This is a genomic window from Candidatus Nitronereus thalassa (assembly GCF_032191465.1).
In the GTDB taxonomy this organism is placed as follows: Bacteria; Nitrospirota; Nitrospiria; order Nitrospirales; family UBA8639; genus Nitronereus; species Nitronereus thalassa.
In genome coordinates, this window is the sequence record NZ_JAQOUE010000001.1 from 1,815,699 (window position 1) to 1,832,015 (window position 16,317).

The following is a 16,317-nucleotide window of genomic DNA, read 5'->3' on the forward strand; positions in this document are numbered from 1 at the left end:
AACCTGAACATATCAATCTATGCACAGGAACCCCTGTGAGATTTTCCTTACCCTCACCACAATTAGGTTTGGGTAGAAGGAGCTTCCGATTCGGCTAAGGCTTCTTTCCGGCTCAGGCGAATTTTTCCTTGGCGATCAATTTCCATTACCTTCACCATAATTTGCTCGCCTTCGGACACTTCATCGGATACGGAATTCACACGGTGATGGGCCAATTGGGAAATATGCACAAGGCCATCGACATTGGGAATAATTTCTACAAAGGCACCGAAGTCTACGATTTTTCGAACGGTCCCTAGATACAACTTCCCAACCTCGACCTCTTCCGTCAATTGCTCCACCATTTTAATGGCCTTTTCTGCAGAAGGTCCATCAACCGAGGCAATCGTCACCAGCCCGGAATCATCGACGTTCATCTTCACTCCACATTCAGCAATGATTCCGCGAATGACCTTACCACCTGGCCCAATGATATCTCTGATTTTGTCCTGCTTGATTTGAATAGTGAAAATTCTTGGAGCATAGGTGGCAAGGTCAGGACGGGGAGCCGCCAGGGAAGATTCCATTCGTTCTAAAATATGCAAGCGACCAGCACGTGCTTGTTCTAGAGCCTGACGCATTAACTCGGTAGTAATGCCGCCAATCTTGATGTCCATTTGCAGCGCGGTCACGCCATTTTTGGTACCCGTCACTTTGAAATCCATATCCCCAAGATGATCTTCTAACCCCAAAATGTCGGAAAGGATCACCACCCGATCGCCTTCTTTAATGAGTCCCATGGCAATTCCGGCAACCGGCTCCTTAATAGGCACTCCCGCATCCATCAAGGCCAAAGCCCCACCACAAACCGTGGCCATCGACGAAGATCCGTTCGATTCCAAAATATCCGAGACCAGTCGAATGGTATATGGAAAGGCTTCTTTGGTGGGCATCACGGATAGCAATGCACGCCAGGCAAGCTTTCCATGACCAATTTCCCGACGACCAGGAGATCGCATGGGTCTCGCCTCTCCCACACTGAAAGGCGGGAAATTATAATGAAGCATGAATGTTCGAAAATGTTCGCCTTCCAATGCATCGATGCGCTGCTCATCATCGGACGTACCCAGAGTCACCACTGCCAGCGCCTGGGTTTCCCCTCGCGTAAACAATGCCGATCCATGAGTCCGAGGCAACAATCCAGTCTCACAGGTAATTGGGCGAATATCCGCAGGCCCTCGACCATCGGCTCGGACTTTTTTCTCCAAAATCATATCCCTAACTTCATCGTACTCTAGGTCGTGATAGATTTCCTTAATTTGCCGATGCCGGGCCGCATCTTCCCCGCCCAGCTTTTCGATGGCCTCTCTCAAAATCTCATCCAATCGTTCCTGACGGGCCGTTTTATTGGGAATAAATACCGCTTCTCGAATGGGTGCAGAGGCCATTTCCTTAACTTGAGCACGGAGGTCTTCACTCACCGGTTCGACCTGCAGCACTCGTTTTGGACGACCCGCCTTTTCTCTCAGCTCGTTGACCTTCGCCACAATTTTTTTGATTTCCGCATGTGCGAGTTCCAAAGACTCTAGCATCACGGCCTCGGACAATCCTTCAGCGCCAGCCTCGACCATCATAATGGCATCGGCAGTCCCGGCGACGACTAAGTCTAAATCGCTCTTCCCTAATAGGTGCATGTCGGGATTGACTACCAGAGTTCCATCGACTCGGCCAATGCGGATACCAGCCAGCGGCCCATCAAAGGGAATATCGGAAATCGCCAAGGCTGCCGAACCAGCTGTAATGCCAATGGTATCCGAGGACATAGTTTGATCCACGGATAAGACCGACACCACTACCTGCGTTTCGTAATAATACCCTTTGGGAAACAAGGGGCGAATCGGGCGATCAATGAGTCGGCTCGTCAGAGTTTCTTTTTCCGATGGAGCCCCTTCCCGCTTAAAAAACCCTCCAGGAATCTTCCCAGCGGCATAGGCTTTTTCCTGATAATTAACGGTCAAGGGGAGAAAATCCGTGTCAGGTTTTAACGTCTTTGAAGCCACCGCTGTCGCTAACACCACCGTATCACCATAAGTGGCAAGGATGGATCCATCTGCTTGCTTGGCCATATGGCCAGTTTCCAGCCTTAACGTACGTCCGGCGACTTCTAATTCAACTGAATGCACCATGAAATTCTCTCCTTCCTGACCCCTTCAACTTTTCCATTCCATCATTTATTTTCTTAAGCTTAATTTGCCTAACAGAGACCGATAGCCTTCGGCATTCACTCGGTGAAGATAATCCAACAAGCGTCGACGCCGACTAACCATTCTCAACAATCCATGTCGAGAATGGTGGTCCTTCTTATGAGTCCGAAAATGTTCGGTCAATTCGTTGATACGTTGAGTCAACAAGGCAATTTGCACCTCAGAAGATCCTGTATCACGATCATGATGTTGATGCTGTCTCACGATATCCGTTTTCGATGAACCGGCAAGTGCCATGCCTCGCTCCTCCTTACCTAAAATTATTGGAATTCCAAAATATTCGATTCCCTATTTGGTGTGTTTATCCGAACACTTTCACTAATACTAATGAGGGATCCCATCCTGACAAATGTGTAGCGCTCTGCTCAAACTTTCCCAACCCAAGCAACTGTCCATCAGAGTCCTTGACCCGGACAATCCCCTCAGTCGATCCAGGGCCTTGGGAGAATAGAGATTCACTGGAAACTGATGATGGAGGAATCGGCGCTCCATTTAAGGCTCGAACCCTCATGGAAAAATCAATTTTGACCTCAGGTAAATGACCTAAGACTGCGTCGAGCCCCCAAAAAACCCTGTCATCTTCTTGCAACAAATATTCAGGATTAACATCCAACGGAGATACGGAGTCTTCAAAATGGATAGGCCCAACTCGCGTACGGCATAATTGCCGTAAATGGGCGCCTACACCCAAGGCTTCCCCAATATCGGCACACAATGTCCGCACATATGTGCCTTTTGAACATGCCACACGAAACGACACTTCTGGAATATCCACGGACAACACGTCCAATTGATGAATGGTCACAGGCCGAGGTTGCCGATCTACGGTTTTTCCAGCTCTGGCCATTTTGTACAAAGGCTGGCCCTCCACCTTCAAAGCGGAATACATGGGCGGTACCTGTTGGAGATTGCCGACAAATTTTGCCGCGGCTTCACGGATGGCTTCTTCAGTGATCCCAGCCACCGGCCGTTCTTGAATCACCACACCTGTTGCATCCTGCGTATCCGTATCCTGTCCTAACCGGAGGATCGCTTCATATTCTTTATCCCATTCCATTAAATATTCTGAAACCCGCGTCGCCTTTCCCAATAAAATTGGTAGCACTCCCGTGGCCATTGGATCTAAAGTCCCGGCATGTCCCACCTTGCGAATTCCGAGTGATCGTCGCAATTTTCCAACCACATCATGGGAGGTCCATTCGGCTGGCTTGGAAATATTCAATACCCCGTCAATCGCTGAAGTCGCCACCATCGCCCCAAGTCCTTTGACCACAGCCTACTGACCCTCCGACACATTGGGAGAAAGTTCATGAACCGAATCCATGTCCTCCTTAGTTGGGGAAGGCAAGGTGTCAAGAATTTTCAGGATTCGCTCGGCGCGGGGCCCACTCGAATCTCGCCAAAATTTGATTTCCGGCGTGTAACGCAATTCCAAACGACGGCCAATTTCTGAACGAACAAATCCTGCCGCGCTTTTTAAGGCCTTCATGATACCTGGCTCATCATCCTGTGGCCCTAATAACGTGACATACACCCGCGCCAACCGAAGATCACTGGTGACTTCCACATTGGTGACAGTCACGCATTGAAGCCGAGGATCCTTTGATTTTTTGGCAAGGATATCCGCCACCTCAATACGAAGTTGATCCGCCACCCGATCAGCTCGTTTATATGCCGATTTAGACATTTCAAGCACATCCACTGGAATCATGGTGATATCATTACAACAACTCTATGCGAGACTCTAACAATTCCAAATTGGGATTCGAGCGGATGGCATTCAATGCCTGATCTAAAACCCGATTCACATGACGGGTTTCGTTCGCCACGCAAGCCATCCCTAATATGGCTCGCTGCCAAAGATCATGGTCTCCCACTTCCGCCACCGACAAATTGAAGTCTCGGCCCAATTTTGACTTAAGGCTTGAGAGGATCTGGCGCTTCGCCTTAAGTGAATGTCCCTCAGGGAAATGCAACTCAACCTGACAGACTCCAATTACCATACCGGCGACTCAGAAATTTTTGGACACGAGTCCTGCCCGTTATAACTTCGCCGCTTCTTTATCAAACACATAGGCTTCAATGATATCGCCGACCTTGATATCATTAAAGTTTTCAACGGCAATACCGCACTCATAGCCTTGCTGCACTTCCCGGACATCGTCTTTAAACCGTCGCAAGGACCCAAGCTTGCCATCGTACACCACGACGTGATCTCGGAGGACACGAACTCCCTCACTTGCTCTCGCCATATGCCCGTCGTTCACATAGCAACCGGCAATGGTCCCAATTTTGGGAATCGTGAAGACCTCTCGTACTTCGGCACGTCCAAGCACACGCTCGACCAGGGTAGGCTCCAGCATCCCCTCGGCAGCGGCCCTGACATCGGCTATGGCATTATAGATAATGGTGTGCAATCGGATTTCCACGCCTTCGCGTTCGGCTAAGGCAGAGGCCTTTGGTTCAGGCCTCACATGGAACCCAACAATCATGGCTTTTGATGCCGAGGCTAAAAGGACATCCGACTCCGTGATGCCCCCAACCCCACTATGAAGGACTTGAAGGTTCACCAAATCGGACTGAATTTTTTGGATAGATTCGCATAACGCACCGAGTGAACCCTGCGCATCGGCTTTGACCAATACCGACAAATCCTTTTTTCCCAAATCAGCGCCTTTCGAATACAAATCATCCAAGGTCATCCGCGTGGTTCCGGTTCCTAATTCAGCTGTCCGTTGCTTGTGCTTCCGATCTTCCGCCACCTCCCTGGCCATCCGCTCATCTTTTACCACGACAAATTGATCACCGGCGGCAGGTAAAGCTAACAAACCAATCACTTCCACAGGCGTCGAAGGTCGGGCTTCTTTGAGTTTTTTTCCATCGTGGGAAAGCATGGCTCGGACGCGGCCACTGGTAGTCCCCACCACATAGGGAGCTCCAACTTTCAAAATTCCACTCTGGACCAACACGGTCGCAACCGGGCCCCGACCACGATCCAATTTGGCTTCGAGCACCACGCCCTTTGGAAATTGGGCAATATCAGCCTTTAACTCCATCACTTCCGCTTGTAATAAGATCATCTCGAGTAAGGTATCGAGACCTTGTTTTTCTTTGGCCGACACTTCGACGAAAATCGTCTGTCCACCCCAGGCTTCAGGAATTAACCCTTGATCCGAAAGCCCCTGCTTGACGCGATCAGGATTCGCCCCTGGTTTATCTATTTTATTTACGGCCACAATAATTGGCACATTCGCAGCCTGGGCATGGTGGGCCGCTTCAAGGGTTTGGGGCATGACCCCGTCATCAGCGGCCACAACCAATACCACAATATCAGTGGCTTGAGCCCCTCGGGCCCTCATGGCGGTAAAGGCTTCATGACCTGGAGTATCAAGGAAGGTGACCTTCTTCTCACCGACCGACACTGAATAGGCGCCAATATGCTGAGTGATGCCTCCGGATTCCTGGTCCGTCACATTGCTTTGGCGGATGGCATCCAGAAGCGAGGTTTTTCCGTGATCAACATGCCCCATGATCGTCACCACAGGTGCACGCGGGACCAGCTCTACATCGCCTGTGGATTCCAGCACCTCCTCCAGAAGAGCTTCGCCCTCTTTTTCCACTGAGACTTCTACGTGGATACCAAAACCCTCGGCAATCAATACGCCGGCATCAAGATCCATGGGTTGATTTAAATTCAAGACTACCCCCATTTCCATCAACTTTTTAATGATGTCTCCTGAACGTTGGCCAAGCTGTTCCGCATACTCTTTGACCGTAATACCAGAGTGAAGTTTGATGGTTTTTTTTCTGGGCTTGGTGATCTCGGCCGTTGTCGAGGATGGTACATGCCGGGAACGCTCTTCTCGTCTTAGCGTGGGAAGAGGACGTAAATCTTGCCACCGGGCGGCATCTTCATATTTGGCGGCAAACAAGGCTTCATCTCGAACCTTCCCAGATTTTTTTGATTTCTTGGGCTTTTCATCTTCACTCAACTTCTCTTCGGTTGATGCTTCGTGTTTTTTTGATGCAACACTTGATTCCTGATCCGGACTGGCTGCCGGAATTTGAACATCCTGGAGGGAATCTTCTGGGGTTGGATGCGGCGAGTCTAAAGCCTCAGTGACTGCAGCAAGTTCTGGGGGAAGCGGAGTCTCTATACTACTGTCAGTTTCGCCAACGGGGGCAAGGGTATCTCGCTCCTCTTCTTCCGGAGTCTCGGGTTCAGGTGTTTCATCCTCATCACGTTTTCGCTTAATGAGAATATGCTTTCGCTCAGGCTTAGCCGGCGCCTCTTCCTCTACCGATTCTTGGCGACTTTTTCCGGTACGTGAAGATGACTTTTTGACTCGTTTCGTCGCCCTCTCAGATTTGCCACTCGAAGGGATCACACTGCTGACTTGGGTGCTGCCAAAAGCAGTCAAGGCCTTCTGCACATCTTCGTCGCTCAGCGTATTACTATGGGAACTCGCTGCAATATCGAGCCGGTTAAGTTCTGGAATCAGAACTTTGCTCTCAATTCCCAATTGTTTGGCTAATTCATAGACTCTCATAGCACCCACATTGCGTTAGGAGGAAGTTGGTGGCGACTCTGATGGCTCTTCACCAGCGCCTTGAACCGAGACGGCCTCCGCTTCCCCGGTGTCCGTCGGAGCTGGATCCGCATCCTCTGGAGGAGTTGAAGGTTCTCCGCCTACTAATTCCCGTTGGGCGTCGGCCTCTTCAGCCAATGCCGCTTTAATCTCTTTTTCTCGTTCGAGCTTTTCCTTTTCATACTCACTGGCACTGATAATATCAATTTTCCACCCGGTAAGTTTGGCGGCTAGACGGACGTTTTGTCCATTTTTTCCTATGGCCAACGATAATTGAGAATCAGCCACCACAACCAATGCGGCTTTTTTCTGCTCATCAATCCCGACTTTTTCAATCGATGCCGGATTCAAGGCTTCGCCAATAAACACTCGAGGGTCAGTCGTCCAAGGAACAATATCGATCTTCTCTCCTTTGAGCTCTCGGACGATGGCCTGAACTCGCGACCCTTTAATCCCGACACAGGCACCAACCGGGTCAACAGCCTTATCACGGGATGCCACGGCAATCTTGGTCCGATCACCCGGCTCACGCACCACACCTTTGATCTCGACGATCTTTTCCATCACCTCAGGCACTTCTAATTGGAATAACTTCACAACAAACTGAGGATGGGCTCGAGTTAAGATCACCTGAACATCTTTTGGGGTCCGTCGAACTTCTAACAACATGGCTCGTAAACGATCCCCTCGGCGATGGGCTTCACGAGGGATTTGTTCATGAACGGGGAGTAGGGCCTCGGTTTTGCCAATTTCCACCAAATAGTTCCGACGCTCCTGCCCTAAAATCACCCCATGTACGAGATCACCTTCCTTTTTGGAATATTCTCGCTCCACAGCCTCCCATTCAGCTTCACGCACCTTCTGACAAATCACTTGCTTGGCCGCTTGCGCCGCGATACGACCAAATTCCTCCATTTCCAAGAGTGATCCCATTTCGTCACCCACCTCGGCCTCAGCATCAATTTCCCTGGCTTCTTTTAAAGAAATTTGAGTTTTGGCATCCGTGACGGGATCCGCAATCGTTTTTAAGGAGACTATTGAAATATCACCGGTTTCAGAATCCACTTGGACCTGAATATTTTCGTTATTGCCGAATCGCTTTTTGGCCGCAGTCAGAAGGGCTGATTCCACAGCAGCAAGGACTCGATCCTTATCAATTCCCTTTTCACGGCCAACCTGCTCAATCACGGCCATAATTTCACGCTTCATAACGATTCCCCTTCTTTCACTCCCTGCCTATTTTTCTGGGCGGGCCCCCATGAAAATCCTTGCAACCTAAAACTCGACTTGTTGTTTTCCTTCTAGAATAGAATTCCAAAAGATTTCCACTTCTTGTGATTGTCGTTGCTTTCCAGTCTGCACAGTCAATGTTAAACCAGTCTCTGTAATGGCAACCAAACGCCCTATCACCTGTTGGGGCTCAGCGCCCGGATCTTGGAATTTCACCTTCAATAGCTTTCCCATGACCCGTTGAAAATCTTGTGGATTCTTTAGCGGACGATCCACCCCGGGCGATGAGACTTCAAGCCCAAAATCAAACGGAATCGGATCTGCAACAGCCAGAGCTCGGCTTAGAGACTGATGAAATTGCTCGCAGTCCCGAATACCAACGCCCCCTTCTTTATCAAGAGTAATTCGAATGGCCGAACCGGCTCCCCTGCCGTGGCATATTACTTCCAGCACTTCCAGATCCAAGGCCCGTGCAATAGGTTCAGCAATAAGCTGCACCTGTTTCCCCAAATCTTTGGTTCCCAATTCCAGACCTAATAAAGTGGAGCCACGGGGGTGACGACAAAGCAAAAAAAAGTGGGCTCTCGCCCACTTCCCTGAATCGGGACAGTACCATTTCCCCCGTTCAAAGGCAAGGGCCCCGATCGAAGCCGGCATTTCCCTCAGGTGGGAGGAAACACAAAATACCACCCGCCAGCCACACCCAAAATTCTAGGCATCTCACTTTTGGAAAACAAGACCTCTTGCATTTGGTTAAAAAAGTAAACTTTCCCAAAATAATTTCGCTTCCTCTCAAATTATCCATAGGCCCTTCCCGGGGGATATGCTACAGTTAGCAGGTTGTTAATCTATGTTTTGGTCACATCCCTCACAATCTCAAAATTCATATGAACCAGGATATCATAAAGTCTTTGCTTCCCTTTGAGTTGAAAGATTGCCCGGTCATTCCATGGCAGTAATTTTATCGATAGCTTCCGGTAAGGGCGGCGCTGGGAAAAGCATGGTTTCCAGTAATTTAGGCCTGTTACTGGCTAAACGTGGCTACCGGGTCACTTTGGTGGACTTAGATACCGGTGGGGCCAATCTTCATGTTTTATTTGGACATTTTCATCCCAAAGCGACTCTCACGGATTTCTTAAACCGCAAAGCCAAAACACTGCAAGGAGTAGCAGAGCCTTTACCCGTACACCAAAACCTTTCCTTAATTTCGGGAACTGGAGAGACCCTTCTCACTTCGAATCTGCCCCACCCCAAGAAAAAACGGCTGCTCAATCATTTACGAAAATTGGATAGTGATCTCGTCTTGGTGGACGTGGGAGCCGGAACACATTTCCATACCTTGGATTTCTTTTTATTCGCGAATGGATATCTCACCGTGGCCACGCCGGACCCGACCTCGGTCCTAGATTTGTATCGCTTTATTAAACTTGCGGCAATTCGCCGAGTACTCTCTGCCTTTTTAGCTCGCGACCCTGTGGCCACCGCATTATCCAACCAAGAATTTCAAAGCATCCAGGATGTATTGAATGCAGTGGGACAAACCAACGAAGCTGGAACGGCCATCGCTCGAACAGCCTTGGAATCTTTTCACCCCTGCCTAATCTTAAATCGCATGGGAATGGCCTCAAAAGTCAATACACTCCACCTTCAGCAGATGGTCCAACAGTATATTGGCACAGAGCTCCATGTATTAGGCCAAATTCCTCAGGATGAAGCAGTAGAACGGTCAATCCGAAAATACCTTCCGGTGGTAGACCATAACCCCACGTCCCCAGCGGCCAGAGCCTTTGAATCAATCACTGATAGTCTTGAAGTATGGATGGAGTCGAATTTATCCGTGGTGGAGGAATGGTAAAGATATTATGTACAGTGTTTGACCACCGGAACTTCTTGAAGGAATCTGGGAGAGGGGACTAATGCTAGACCCTTTGAAAGTTGAAGACGCTTCACATACTTAGGAAGCTTTAGACCCTATCGCGGAGGGGGAGTGGCGGCTTGCAAAGCACTCGAAACCTTTTTAAGCGAGTCGGCCAAACTATCGAGTTCCGCTCCCTTTCTTAACAGTTCTCCTCGCAAACCATTCATCTGATCAGCAAATCGATCGCGCTCTTTCACAATAACGGCATGTTCTTCCAGCATTGCCTGACATTGGTCAAGTTCATTTCGAATTTCCGCATATTTCACTTTATAATCTTTGGCCTCACCAGTAGATTTTTCCAAATCTTGGGTCAGGGTCGCAATATGGTTTTTGCAGTCGTGCAACTCTGATTGAAATTCCTTCCGTTCCTTTTCACTCGCCTGATACTGAAGGCGAAGATCCTGAATGGCTTCAGTCCAACTACGAACAGCGCCTGGGGGCAAATCCGGCAGATTAGGAAGAGGCTTGTCCTTGGCTATAGCCTCCATGGCTCCTTGAATCCAATCAACGAAGGCACCGATTTCATGAAATTTGAAGTCAACGCTGCTGCTCGATGCAGCTTTGGATTCTTCCTCAGGAGCATGCTTGATGATTTCCTTGGCAGGTTCGGGCACAGGTTCCACCACCACTTCCTCCGGAGCTCGGGATTGAAAGTTCTTCAGTAACACCGCCACACAATGCCGGCAAAAGGGTTGTTCGCTGGCAGGGCAGGAACATTTAGTGGTCAATGTGCCACTTTTTAATCGAATCGTCTGTGAATACACTCCATAAGTTCCATCAACCTCAGAATTGATTTGCCCCTCATGCGCATCGAGAATCCGTACGCGGTTTTCGGTCATATACTGATGGCCCAGTTTAAACACATGACCACCAACCACGGACTCCACCATTTCCGGTTCAAGTTGACTTAATTTTTGGGCAGAGCACGAAATCCGGTTGCGCATAAGTCCCTCTTAGGGAAAGAAGTGGGTAAGATCAAGATCTTCAGTGCATCTCTATCAAAGAATTACTCTGAAACCTTCCCAACCGTAGAACGGTCAAGAGCTTCCCTCTTCTCGGTGAGAATTCGTGTAAACTTGACCCTAAATAAGCCAAATATTTGATTGATTTCCACCAAAAAAGAACGTGAATTCCACAAAATATGCCCCGTGAATTTTATTTTTTGCCTGCCTCCCTTTATGCTACACTCCTCGACCTAATCTATGAGCATTCGGTAAAGTCTCCAAACCTTATCAACGGCATTACCCATGAAACTCTATCGTCTTCTTTTTTTTCTTGGCTTTTTTTTGGCAACGGCCCTACCTGCCATAGCCACCGATCTCCATTTTCACAATGTGACATTTCACCGGTGCTATCATGCTCATTCTTGCTTCGTTTCCATTCCGAATCTTCCCAAGATTTTTGGCGATGTGATTTTAATTAGGATTGCCGGAATCGAAACCCCTGAAATTCTGGGGAAATGTGACAAAGAAAAAGAGCTGGCAAACAAAGCCAGAAATTTTGTGAATACCGTGTTGGAAAATGCGAGGGAAATCGAGCTGTACGATTTAGAGCGGGGAGAGCACTTCAACCTCATTGCACGAATTATGGCCAATGGGGAAAATGTTTCAAAACTGCTTATCGACAAAAAATTTGCCTTGCCAGCAAATGAGAAAACAGGAAAGCCTAATTGGTGTTCCTCCTAGTCCCTTCACGAATTCTCTTCACAAAAAGAGATCCCTCTAAACTTTGTGCAAGAAGGCCCCCCGGTAATTTCTTTTGTGATGGTTTTTAGAAAAACGGCAGGAAACACAATGGTGAGCCGCGTGCGGCTCGAACGCACGACCCTCGCCTTAAAAGGGCGATGCTCTACCAACTGAGCTAGCGGCTCACCGAATCGCGATGCTAACAACCAGCATACGCCTTGTCAAACAGCTATGGAATTTTTCAAGCGCTGACTTTGGGAATTTTTGTCCGAGGACGGACATAGGTCATAGGGTTTTTCAGAATGATGGTATGCTCACGATGAGAACCCGTCGACACAATATCAATGGGACAGCCAGTCAGTTCCTCAATTCGCCCTAAATAACGTTTGGCTTCCAAAGGAAGGGCCTTAAATGTCGTGACTCCTGAAGTAGAACCGGTCCAAGCCGGCATCACCTCATAGACTGGTTCGCATTTTGAGAGAATGTCAAGGTCAGCGGGCATATCTCGATATAATTTTCCCTGATACCGATAACCAACAGCAATTTTTAATTGACGGGATCCATCCAAAACATCCAATTTAGTAACTGCCAAAGATGTACAACCATTCACACGGACGGCATAACGCAACACGACAATATCTAACCACCCGCACCGACGGGCGCGCCCTGTAGTCGCTCCAAATTCCTGACCGCGCTCCTGCAATCCGTCGCCTATTGCATCGGATAATTCAGTGGGGAAGGGACCACTTCCCACGCGCGTGGTATAGGCTTTGGTGACGCCAAGTACTGCATCAATTTTTGTTGGACCAACACCCGTTCCAATGCACGCGCCCCCAGCGCAAGAGCTCGAAGAGGTCACGAACGGATACGTCCCAAAATCAATGTCCAAATGCGTGCCTTGCGCCCCTTCAAACAACACACGCCTCCCATTTTCCATGGCTTTGTGAAGTACCAGGGAATCATCGGCAACATGAGGACGTAATCTCTCAGCATAATGTTGGTATTCTTCAACTATGCGATCCGCCGAAAATCCCCGCACTTTATACATATGGCGAAGAAAGCTATTAATTTCGACCAAGTTGTCTTCGACTTTACGTCGAAAAATTTCTGGTTTGAGCAGATCGCCGATCCGTATGCCGATACGGGCCATTTTATCGACATAGGCCGGACCAATACCCTTTCCCGTTGTCCCAATACGTCGTGCCCCTTTGGCTTTTTCAGCTGCTTTATCGATCGCCTTATGATAGGGCATAATGACGTGAGCCCGTTGGCTAATCATAAAATTTTTGCCGACTTTTATTCCGTGCTTTTGGAGCTGATCCAACTCTCCAATCAGGGCCCCTGGGTCGATCACGACTCCGCTCCCCAGTACACATAATTTCCCTCTTGATAATATCCCGGAAGGAATCAAATGGAAAATATAGGTGCCCTTTCGGGTCACCACCGTATGGCCGGCATTGGATCCGCCTTGATATCGGACTACAAGGTCGGCGTCGCGGGAAAGGATATCAACAATCTTCCCCTTTCCTTCATCACCCCACTGCGACCCAATCACGACTAAATTTGCCATATCCACACTTTAGCTTTCCGAATCAGCGCCAAAAAGTCCCTGTGTCGGATAAAAAGTCTCATCCTCGGTTTGTGCCCAGTGGGCCAGGAAACTTATAGCGAAAAAAGTCACAAAAAAGGCCCCGACTCACACAAAGTCAGAGCCAACCGGGGACGGATGTTAGGCTGCGATCAAGGATTTGTCAATAGAAGGACACAATAAACTACTACCACCGAAAGCGCCGAGAACCACCAAATATACCCAATAGAGAATAATAATTTTAATGATAGCTTTCAAGGTCTGAGGGAAATTTTTGGCATTCGACCTCTTCTTTGAAGCGGCGGAGTGCTTGAAGAGCATCGGCTTTGAGATGGGCATAGGGCTTCACGAATTTTGGAGAAAACTCATCGAATAAACCAAGAAGGTCGTACAGCACTAACACCTGCCCATCACAATTTGGTCCAGCGCCGATGCCTATGGTCGGAATGGAAACCGCCTCCGTGATGGATTTCGCCAAATCAACGGGAATGGCTTCAAGGACCAACGAAAACGCTCCAGCGGATTCCAATGCCCGGGCATCAGCCAACAAGGCCTCGGCGTGCACGTCTTCCCGACCTTGCACCTTGTAGCCGCCATATTGATTAACCGATTGAGGCGTCATCCCAATATGCCCCATGACCGGAATGCCCACTTGAGTGAGGGCTTGCACACGATCAATCATGGAGATTCCGCCTTCCAACTTGACGGCCCCGGCCCCAGCTTGAATTAGCCTCCCGGCATTGCGTACCGCCTCTTCCACACTTACCTGGTAAGACATAAATGGCATGTCCGCAATCACCAGTGCATTTTCCCTCACACTGGCGACAAGCATCGTGTGGTAGATCATCTCATCCATGGTGACGGAGAGCGTGTTCGATTTTCCTTGAACAACAACACCCAGGGAATCACCCACCAAAATGGCTTCAATCCCAGCTTGTTCCAGGATTCGTGTAAACAAAGCATCGTAGGCGGTCACCACCACGAGTTTCCTGCCTTTAGATTTTTGTCGTTGGAATTCAGGAACCGTCATCAATTTAATTCCGCCTTTCGAATAATCTCCGCCACCCGATCACCGAGTCGCCCCGGCATGATATGGACACCATCACAATAGGGACGCACCGCCTTGATAGTTCGCACCGCGATTCCAATGCCAACCTCAGCTTCATGGGCCTCTCCGGCTTCCTTCATTTCCGCAATAATGGCTTCGGAAACTTCAATGCCTGGAATATTGGCATTCAAATATTCTGCCATTTTGGCCGACCGGAGCACCAGTATACCAGCCAGGACCTTACATGGGTAGCGACGCATGACCGACATGAAGGTCCGAAAGATATCTACACCATAGACGGCCTGTGTTTGAAAAAATCGTGCGCCCGCTTCTATTTTCGCATTCAGTTTCTGATGCATGATCTCATCGGAATCTGACCCCGGCGCCGCGGCAGCCCCAATAAAAAAGTCGGTGGCTCCGTCCAACGATTTATCCGCAAGGTCGCGACCATGATTTAACAACCCAATCGTTCGCATCACCTGAACCGAATCCATATCGTACACCGGTTTCGCCTCTTTGTGATCTCCAACTTTTGGGCTATCCCCGGTCAGGCATAATACATTGCGAATTCCCAAAAGGTAGGCGCCCAAAAGGTCCGACTGAATCCCAATTCGATTCCGATCCCGACAGGTCACTTGCAAAATCGGGTCATGCCCCTGCTCGACCAACAATCTCGACACCGCCACCGAACTTGCCTGCATCACGGCAGCGGTGTTATCCGTCACGTTGACCCCATGTACCTTCCCAATCAAGGCTTTGGTCACCTCGAGTAAGTTCGAGACATTCGTGCCTTTGGGAGGATTCACTTCGACTGTCGTGGCAAATTCACCTTGCTCCAATGTTCGTTGCAATCTTTGCCGTTCGTCTTTCATAATCGATTGAATTGACAGCCGTCTTTGGAAAATGTAGGGTTACCTTTGGGCGACACGTTGGGCAGCCTCAACCGTATTGGCCAGCAACATGGCAATGGTCATAGGACCTACGCCACCGGGAACAGGGGACAGCCAACCCGCCCGCTCTTTAACCTGATCAAAATCCACATCCCCGACTAACCGGCCATCATCCAGGCGATTAATGCCAACATCAATGACAATGGCTCCAGACTTCACCATGTCGCCTTTGACAAATTGCGCCTTACCAATCGCGGCCACGAGGATATCGGCTTCTCGGCACATGCCAGGTAAATCTTTTGTGCGTGAATGGCAAATGGTTACCGTCGCATGCCGATGCATTAACAACATCGCCACTGGCTTCCCGACAATATTACTTCGCCCCAACACCACCGCTCGTTTTCCCTCAATGGCTTGCCCGGTGGACTCAATCATCCGGATGACCCCTTTGGGAGTACATGGGACAAACAACGGATTTCCCTCCACGAGTCTGCCGATATTATAAGGATGAAACCCGTCGGCATCCTTCTCTGGGGACACTGCATTCAACACTTCTTGGCTATCAATGTGTGAAGGAAGGGGAAGCTGAACCAAAATCCCATGTATTTTCGGATCGGTATTTAATTGGGTTATTAGGTGCAGAAGATCCTCTTGCTTGGTCGTGGAAGCTAAGGCATAGTCAGCGACGTGAAGCCCGGCCGTGTCACAGGCCTTCTTTTTATTTCGAACATAGACCGCAGAGGCCGGATCATCACCCACGAGCACCACAGCCAAGCCCGGGCGAACCCCAGTTTTTTCGACTAGTGCTTCAACATCCTTGCCAATTCCATTACGAATCTCTTGCGCTAACGCTTTCCCATCTATGAGTTGAGCCGACACGGAAACCTCCTTAATAAGTTCCTAGTCGCTGGTTGCAAGAAAAAAAGCCAATCCAGTTGTTTCTTCACCCGCAACAAACACTAAATTTCGAGCGACGATAACAGGGGTGAGAAATTTAAGTCAATGCGAGAGCATTCCTCAGCATTTCCTTGACAGTGCTGAAAATGCTCTCGTACGATGCATACGTGTTACACATCCTCAAGCTTCCCGATTTTCTCCTCAATGGACACACCCATTCCGTGGTAAG

The 16,317-nt window shown here is 49.1% G+C and carries 15 protein-coding genes and 1 tRNA gene; 2 read left to right on the plus strand and 14 right to left on the minus strand.

The window, feature by feature from the left end; all coding sequences use genetic code 11:
• Positions 1–62 precede the first annotated feature (62 nt).
• The 8 genes from pnp to PPG34_RS08120 form a co-directional block, all read right to left on the minus strand.
• Positions 63–2,165 (minus strand): polyribonucleotide nucleotidyltransferase, encoded by a 2,103-nt coding sequence (gene pnp / locus PPG34_RS08085; protein WP_313832689.1) that lies wholly within the window; start codon positions 2,163–2,165, stop codon positions 63–65.
• A 45-nt stretch (positions 2,166–2,210) separates the two neighbouring features.
• The gene (rpsO, locus tag PPG34_RS08090) at positions 2,211–2,480 is read right to left on the minus strand and encodes a 30S ribosomal protein S15 (protein ID WP_313832690.1); all 270 of its coding nucleotides are present in this window, start codon (positions 2,478–2,480) and stop codon (positions 2,211–2,213) included.
• A 64-nt stretch (positions 2,481–2,544) separates the two neighbouring features.
• On the minus strand, positions 2,545–3,516 hold the full coding sequence (gene truB / locus PPG34_RS08095; RefSeq protein ID WP_313832691.1) for a tRNA pseudouridine(55) synthase TruB: 972 nt from the start codon (positions 3,514–3,516) through the stop codon (positions 2,545–2,547).
• Positions 3,517–3,519: 3 nt separating this feature from the next.
• Positions 3,520–3,954, minus strand: a complete 435-nt coding sequence (gene rbfA, locus PPG34_RS08100; protein ID WP_313832693.1) for a 30S ribosome-binding factor RbfA — start codon at positions 3,952–3,954, stop codon at positions 3,520–3,522.
• Positions 3,955–3,964: 10 nt separating this feature from the next.
• Positions 3,965–4,246 carry a DUF503 domain-containing protein gene (locus tag PPG34_RS08105; RefSeq protein ID WP_313832694.1) on the minus strand — a complete coding sequence of 94 codons (282 nt, stop codon included), beginning with the start codon at positions 4,244–4,246 and terminating at the stop codon, positions 3,965–3,967.
• Between the two features lie 39 nt (positions 4,247–4,285).
• Positions 4,286–6,793: a translation initiation factor IF-2 gene (infB, locus tag PPG34_RS08110; RefSeq protein ID WP_313832695.1), complete on the minus strand. Its 2,508-nt coding sequence runs from the start codon at positions 6,791–6,793 to the stop codon at positions 4,286–4,288.
• A gap of 15 nt (positions 6,794–6,808) precedes the next feature.
• A complete protein-coding gene (gene nusA / locus PPG34_RS08115; protein ID WP_313832696.1) occupies positions 6,809–8,041 on the minus strand; it encodes a transcription termination factor NusA in 1,233 nt (410 codons plus the stop codon).
• 66 nt (positions 8,042–8,107) lie between these two features.
• Positions 8,108–8,719: a ribosome maturation factor RimP gene (locus tag PPG34_RS08120; protein WP_313832698.1), complete on the minus strand. Its 612-nt coding sequence runs from the start codon at positions 8,717–8,719 to the stop codon at positions 8,108–8,110.
• Positions 8,720–9,011: 292 nt separating this feature from the next.
• On the opposite strand from PPG34_RS08120, the gene PPG34_RS08125 reads away from it, so the two are divergent.
• Entirely contained in the window at positions 9,012–9,917 is a 906-nt protein-coding gene (locus PPG34_RS08125; protein WP_313832699.1) for a nucleotide-binding protein, read from the plus strand.
• Between the two features lie 116 nt (positions 9,918–10,033).
• On the opposite strand, the gene PPG34_RS08130 is transcribed toward PPG34_RS08125, so the two are convergent.
• Positions 10,034–10,924, minus strand: a complete 891-nt coding sequence (locus PPG34_RS08130; protein WP_313832700.1) for an SWIM zinc finger family protein — start codon at positions 10,922–10,924, stop codon at positions 10,034–10,036.
• A gap of 303 nt (positions 10,925–11,227) precedes the next feature.
• Here PPG34_RS08130 and PPG34_RS08135 point away from each other — a divergent pair, with 303 nt between their 5' ends.
• Positions 11,228–11,665: a thermonuclease family protein gene (locus tag PPG34_RS08135; RefSeq protein WP_313832701.1), complete on the plus strand. Its 438-nt coding sequence runs from the start codon at positions 11,228–11,230 to the stop codon at positions 11,663–11,665.
• Between the two features lie 109 nt (positions 11,666–11,774).
• On the opposite strand, the gene PPG34_RS08140 is transcribed toward PPG34_RS08135, so the two are convergent.
• From PPG34_RS08140 to folD, 5 genes are all read right to left on the minus strand, one after another.
• A tRNA-Lys gene (locus PPG34_RS08140) sits at positions 11,775–11,850 on the minus strand.
• A 56-nt stretch (positions 11,851–11,906) separates the two neighbouring features.
• Positions 11,907–13,235 (minus strand): adenylosuccinate synthase, encoded by a 1,329-nt coding sequence (locus tag PPG34_RS08145; protein WP_313832702.1) that lies wholly within the window; start codon positions 13,233–13,235, stop codon positions 11,907–11,909.
• Between the two features lie 259 nt (positions 13,236–13,494).
• Positions 13,495–14,283, minus strand: coding sequence for a 3-methyl-2-oxobutanoate hydroxymethyltransferase (gene panB / locus PPG34_RS08150; protein ID WP_313832703.1), 789 nt, complete (start codon positions 14,281–14,283; stop codon positions 13,495–13,497).
• Positions 14,283–15,173 carry a methylenetetrahydrofolate reductase gene (locus tag PPG34_RS08155; protein ID WP_313832704.1) on the minus strand — a complete coding sequence of 297 codons (891 nt, stop codon included), beginning with the start codon at positions 15,171–15,173 and terminating at the stop codon, positions 14,283–14,285. Before PPG34_RS08155 ends, panB begins: the two co-directional genes overlap by 1 nt.
• 39 nt (positions 15,174–15,212) lie before the next feature.
• Positions 15,213–16,070, minus strand: coding sequence for a bifunctional methylenetetrahydrofolate dehydrogenase/methenyltetrahydrofolate cyclohydrolase FolD (folD, locus tag PPG34_RS08160; RefSeq protein ID WP_313832705.1), 858 nt, complete (start codon positions 16,068–16,070; stop codon positions 15,213–15,215).
• Positions 16,071–16,317: the final 247 nt, after the last annotated feature.

Coding starts and splice junctions, on each gene's coding strand:
- pnp (WP_313832689.1), bottom strand. CDS start 2,165: ATGGTGCATTCAGTTGAATTAGAAGTCGCCGGACGTACGTTAAGGCTG.
- rpsO (WP_313832690.1), bottom strand. CDS start 2,480: ATGGCACTTGCCGGTTCATCGAAAACGGATATCGTGAGACAGCATCAA.
- rbfA (WP_313832693.1), bottom strand. CDS start 3,954: ATGATTCCAGTGGATGTGCTTGAAATGTCTAAATCGGCATATAAACGA.
- PPG34_RS08105 (WP_313832694.1), bottom strand. CDS start 4,246: ATGGTAATTGGAGTCTGTCAGGTTGAGTTGCATTTCCCTGAGGGACAT.
- infB (WP_313832695.1), bottom strand. CDS start 6,793: ATGAGAGTCTATGAATTAGCCAAACAATTGGGAATTGAGAGCAAAGTT.
- nusA (WP_313832696.1), bottom strand. CDS start 8,041: ATGAAGCGTGAAATTATGGCCGTGATTGAGCAGGTTGGCCGTGAAAAG.
- PPG34_RS08120 (WP_313832698.1), bottom strand. CDS start 8,719: ATGCCGGCTTCGATCGGGGCCCTTGCCTTTGAACGGGGGAAATGGTAC.
- PPG34_RS08125 (WP_313832699.1), top strand. CDS start 9,012: ATGGCAGTAATTTTATCGATAGCTTCCGGTAAGGGCGGCGCTGGGAAA.
- PPG34_RS08130 (WP_313832700.1), bottom strand. CDS start 10,924: ATGCGCAACCGGATTTCGTGCTCTGCCCAAAAATTAAGTCAACTTGAA.
- PPG34_RS08135 (WP_313832701.1), top strand. CDS start 11,228: ATGAAACTCTATCGTCTTCTTTTTTTTCTTGGCTTTTTTTTGGCAACG.
- PPG34_RS08145 (WP_313832702.1), bottom strand. CDS start 13,235: ATGGCAAATTTAGTCGTGATTGGGTCGCAGTGGGGTGATGAAGGAAAG.
- panB (WP_313832703.1), bottom strand. CDS start 14,283: ATGACGGTTCCTGAATTCCAACGACAAAAATCTAAAGGCAGGAAACTC.
- PPG34_RS08155 (WP_313832704.1), bottom strand. CDS start 15,173: ATGAAAGACGAACGGCAAAGATTGCAACGAACATTGGAGCAAGGTGAA.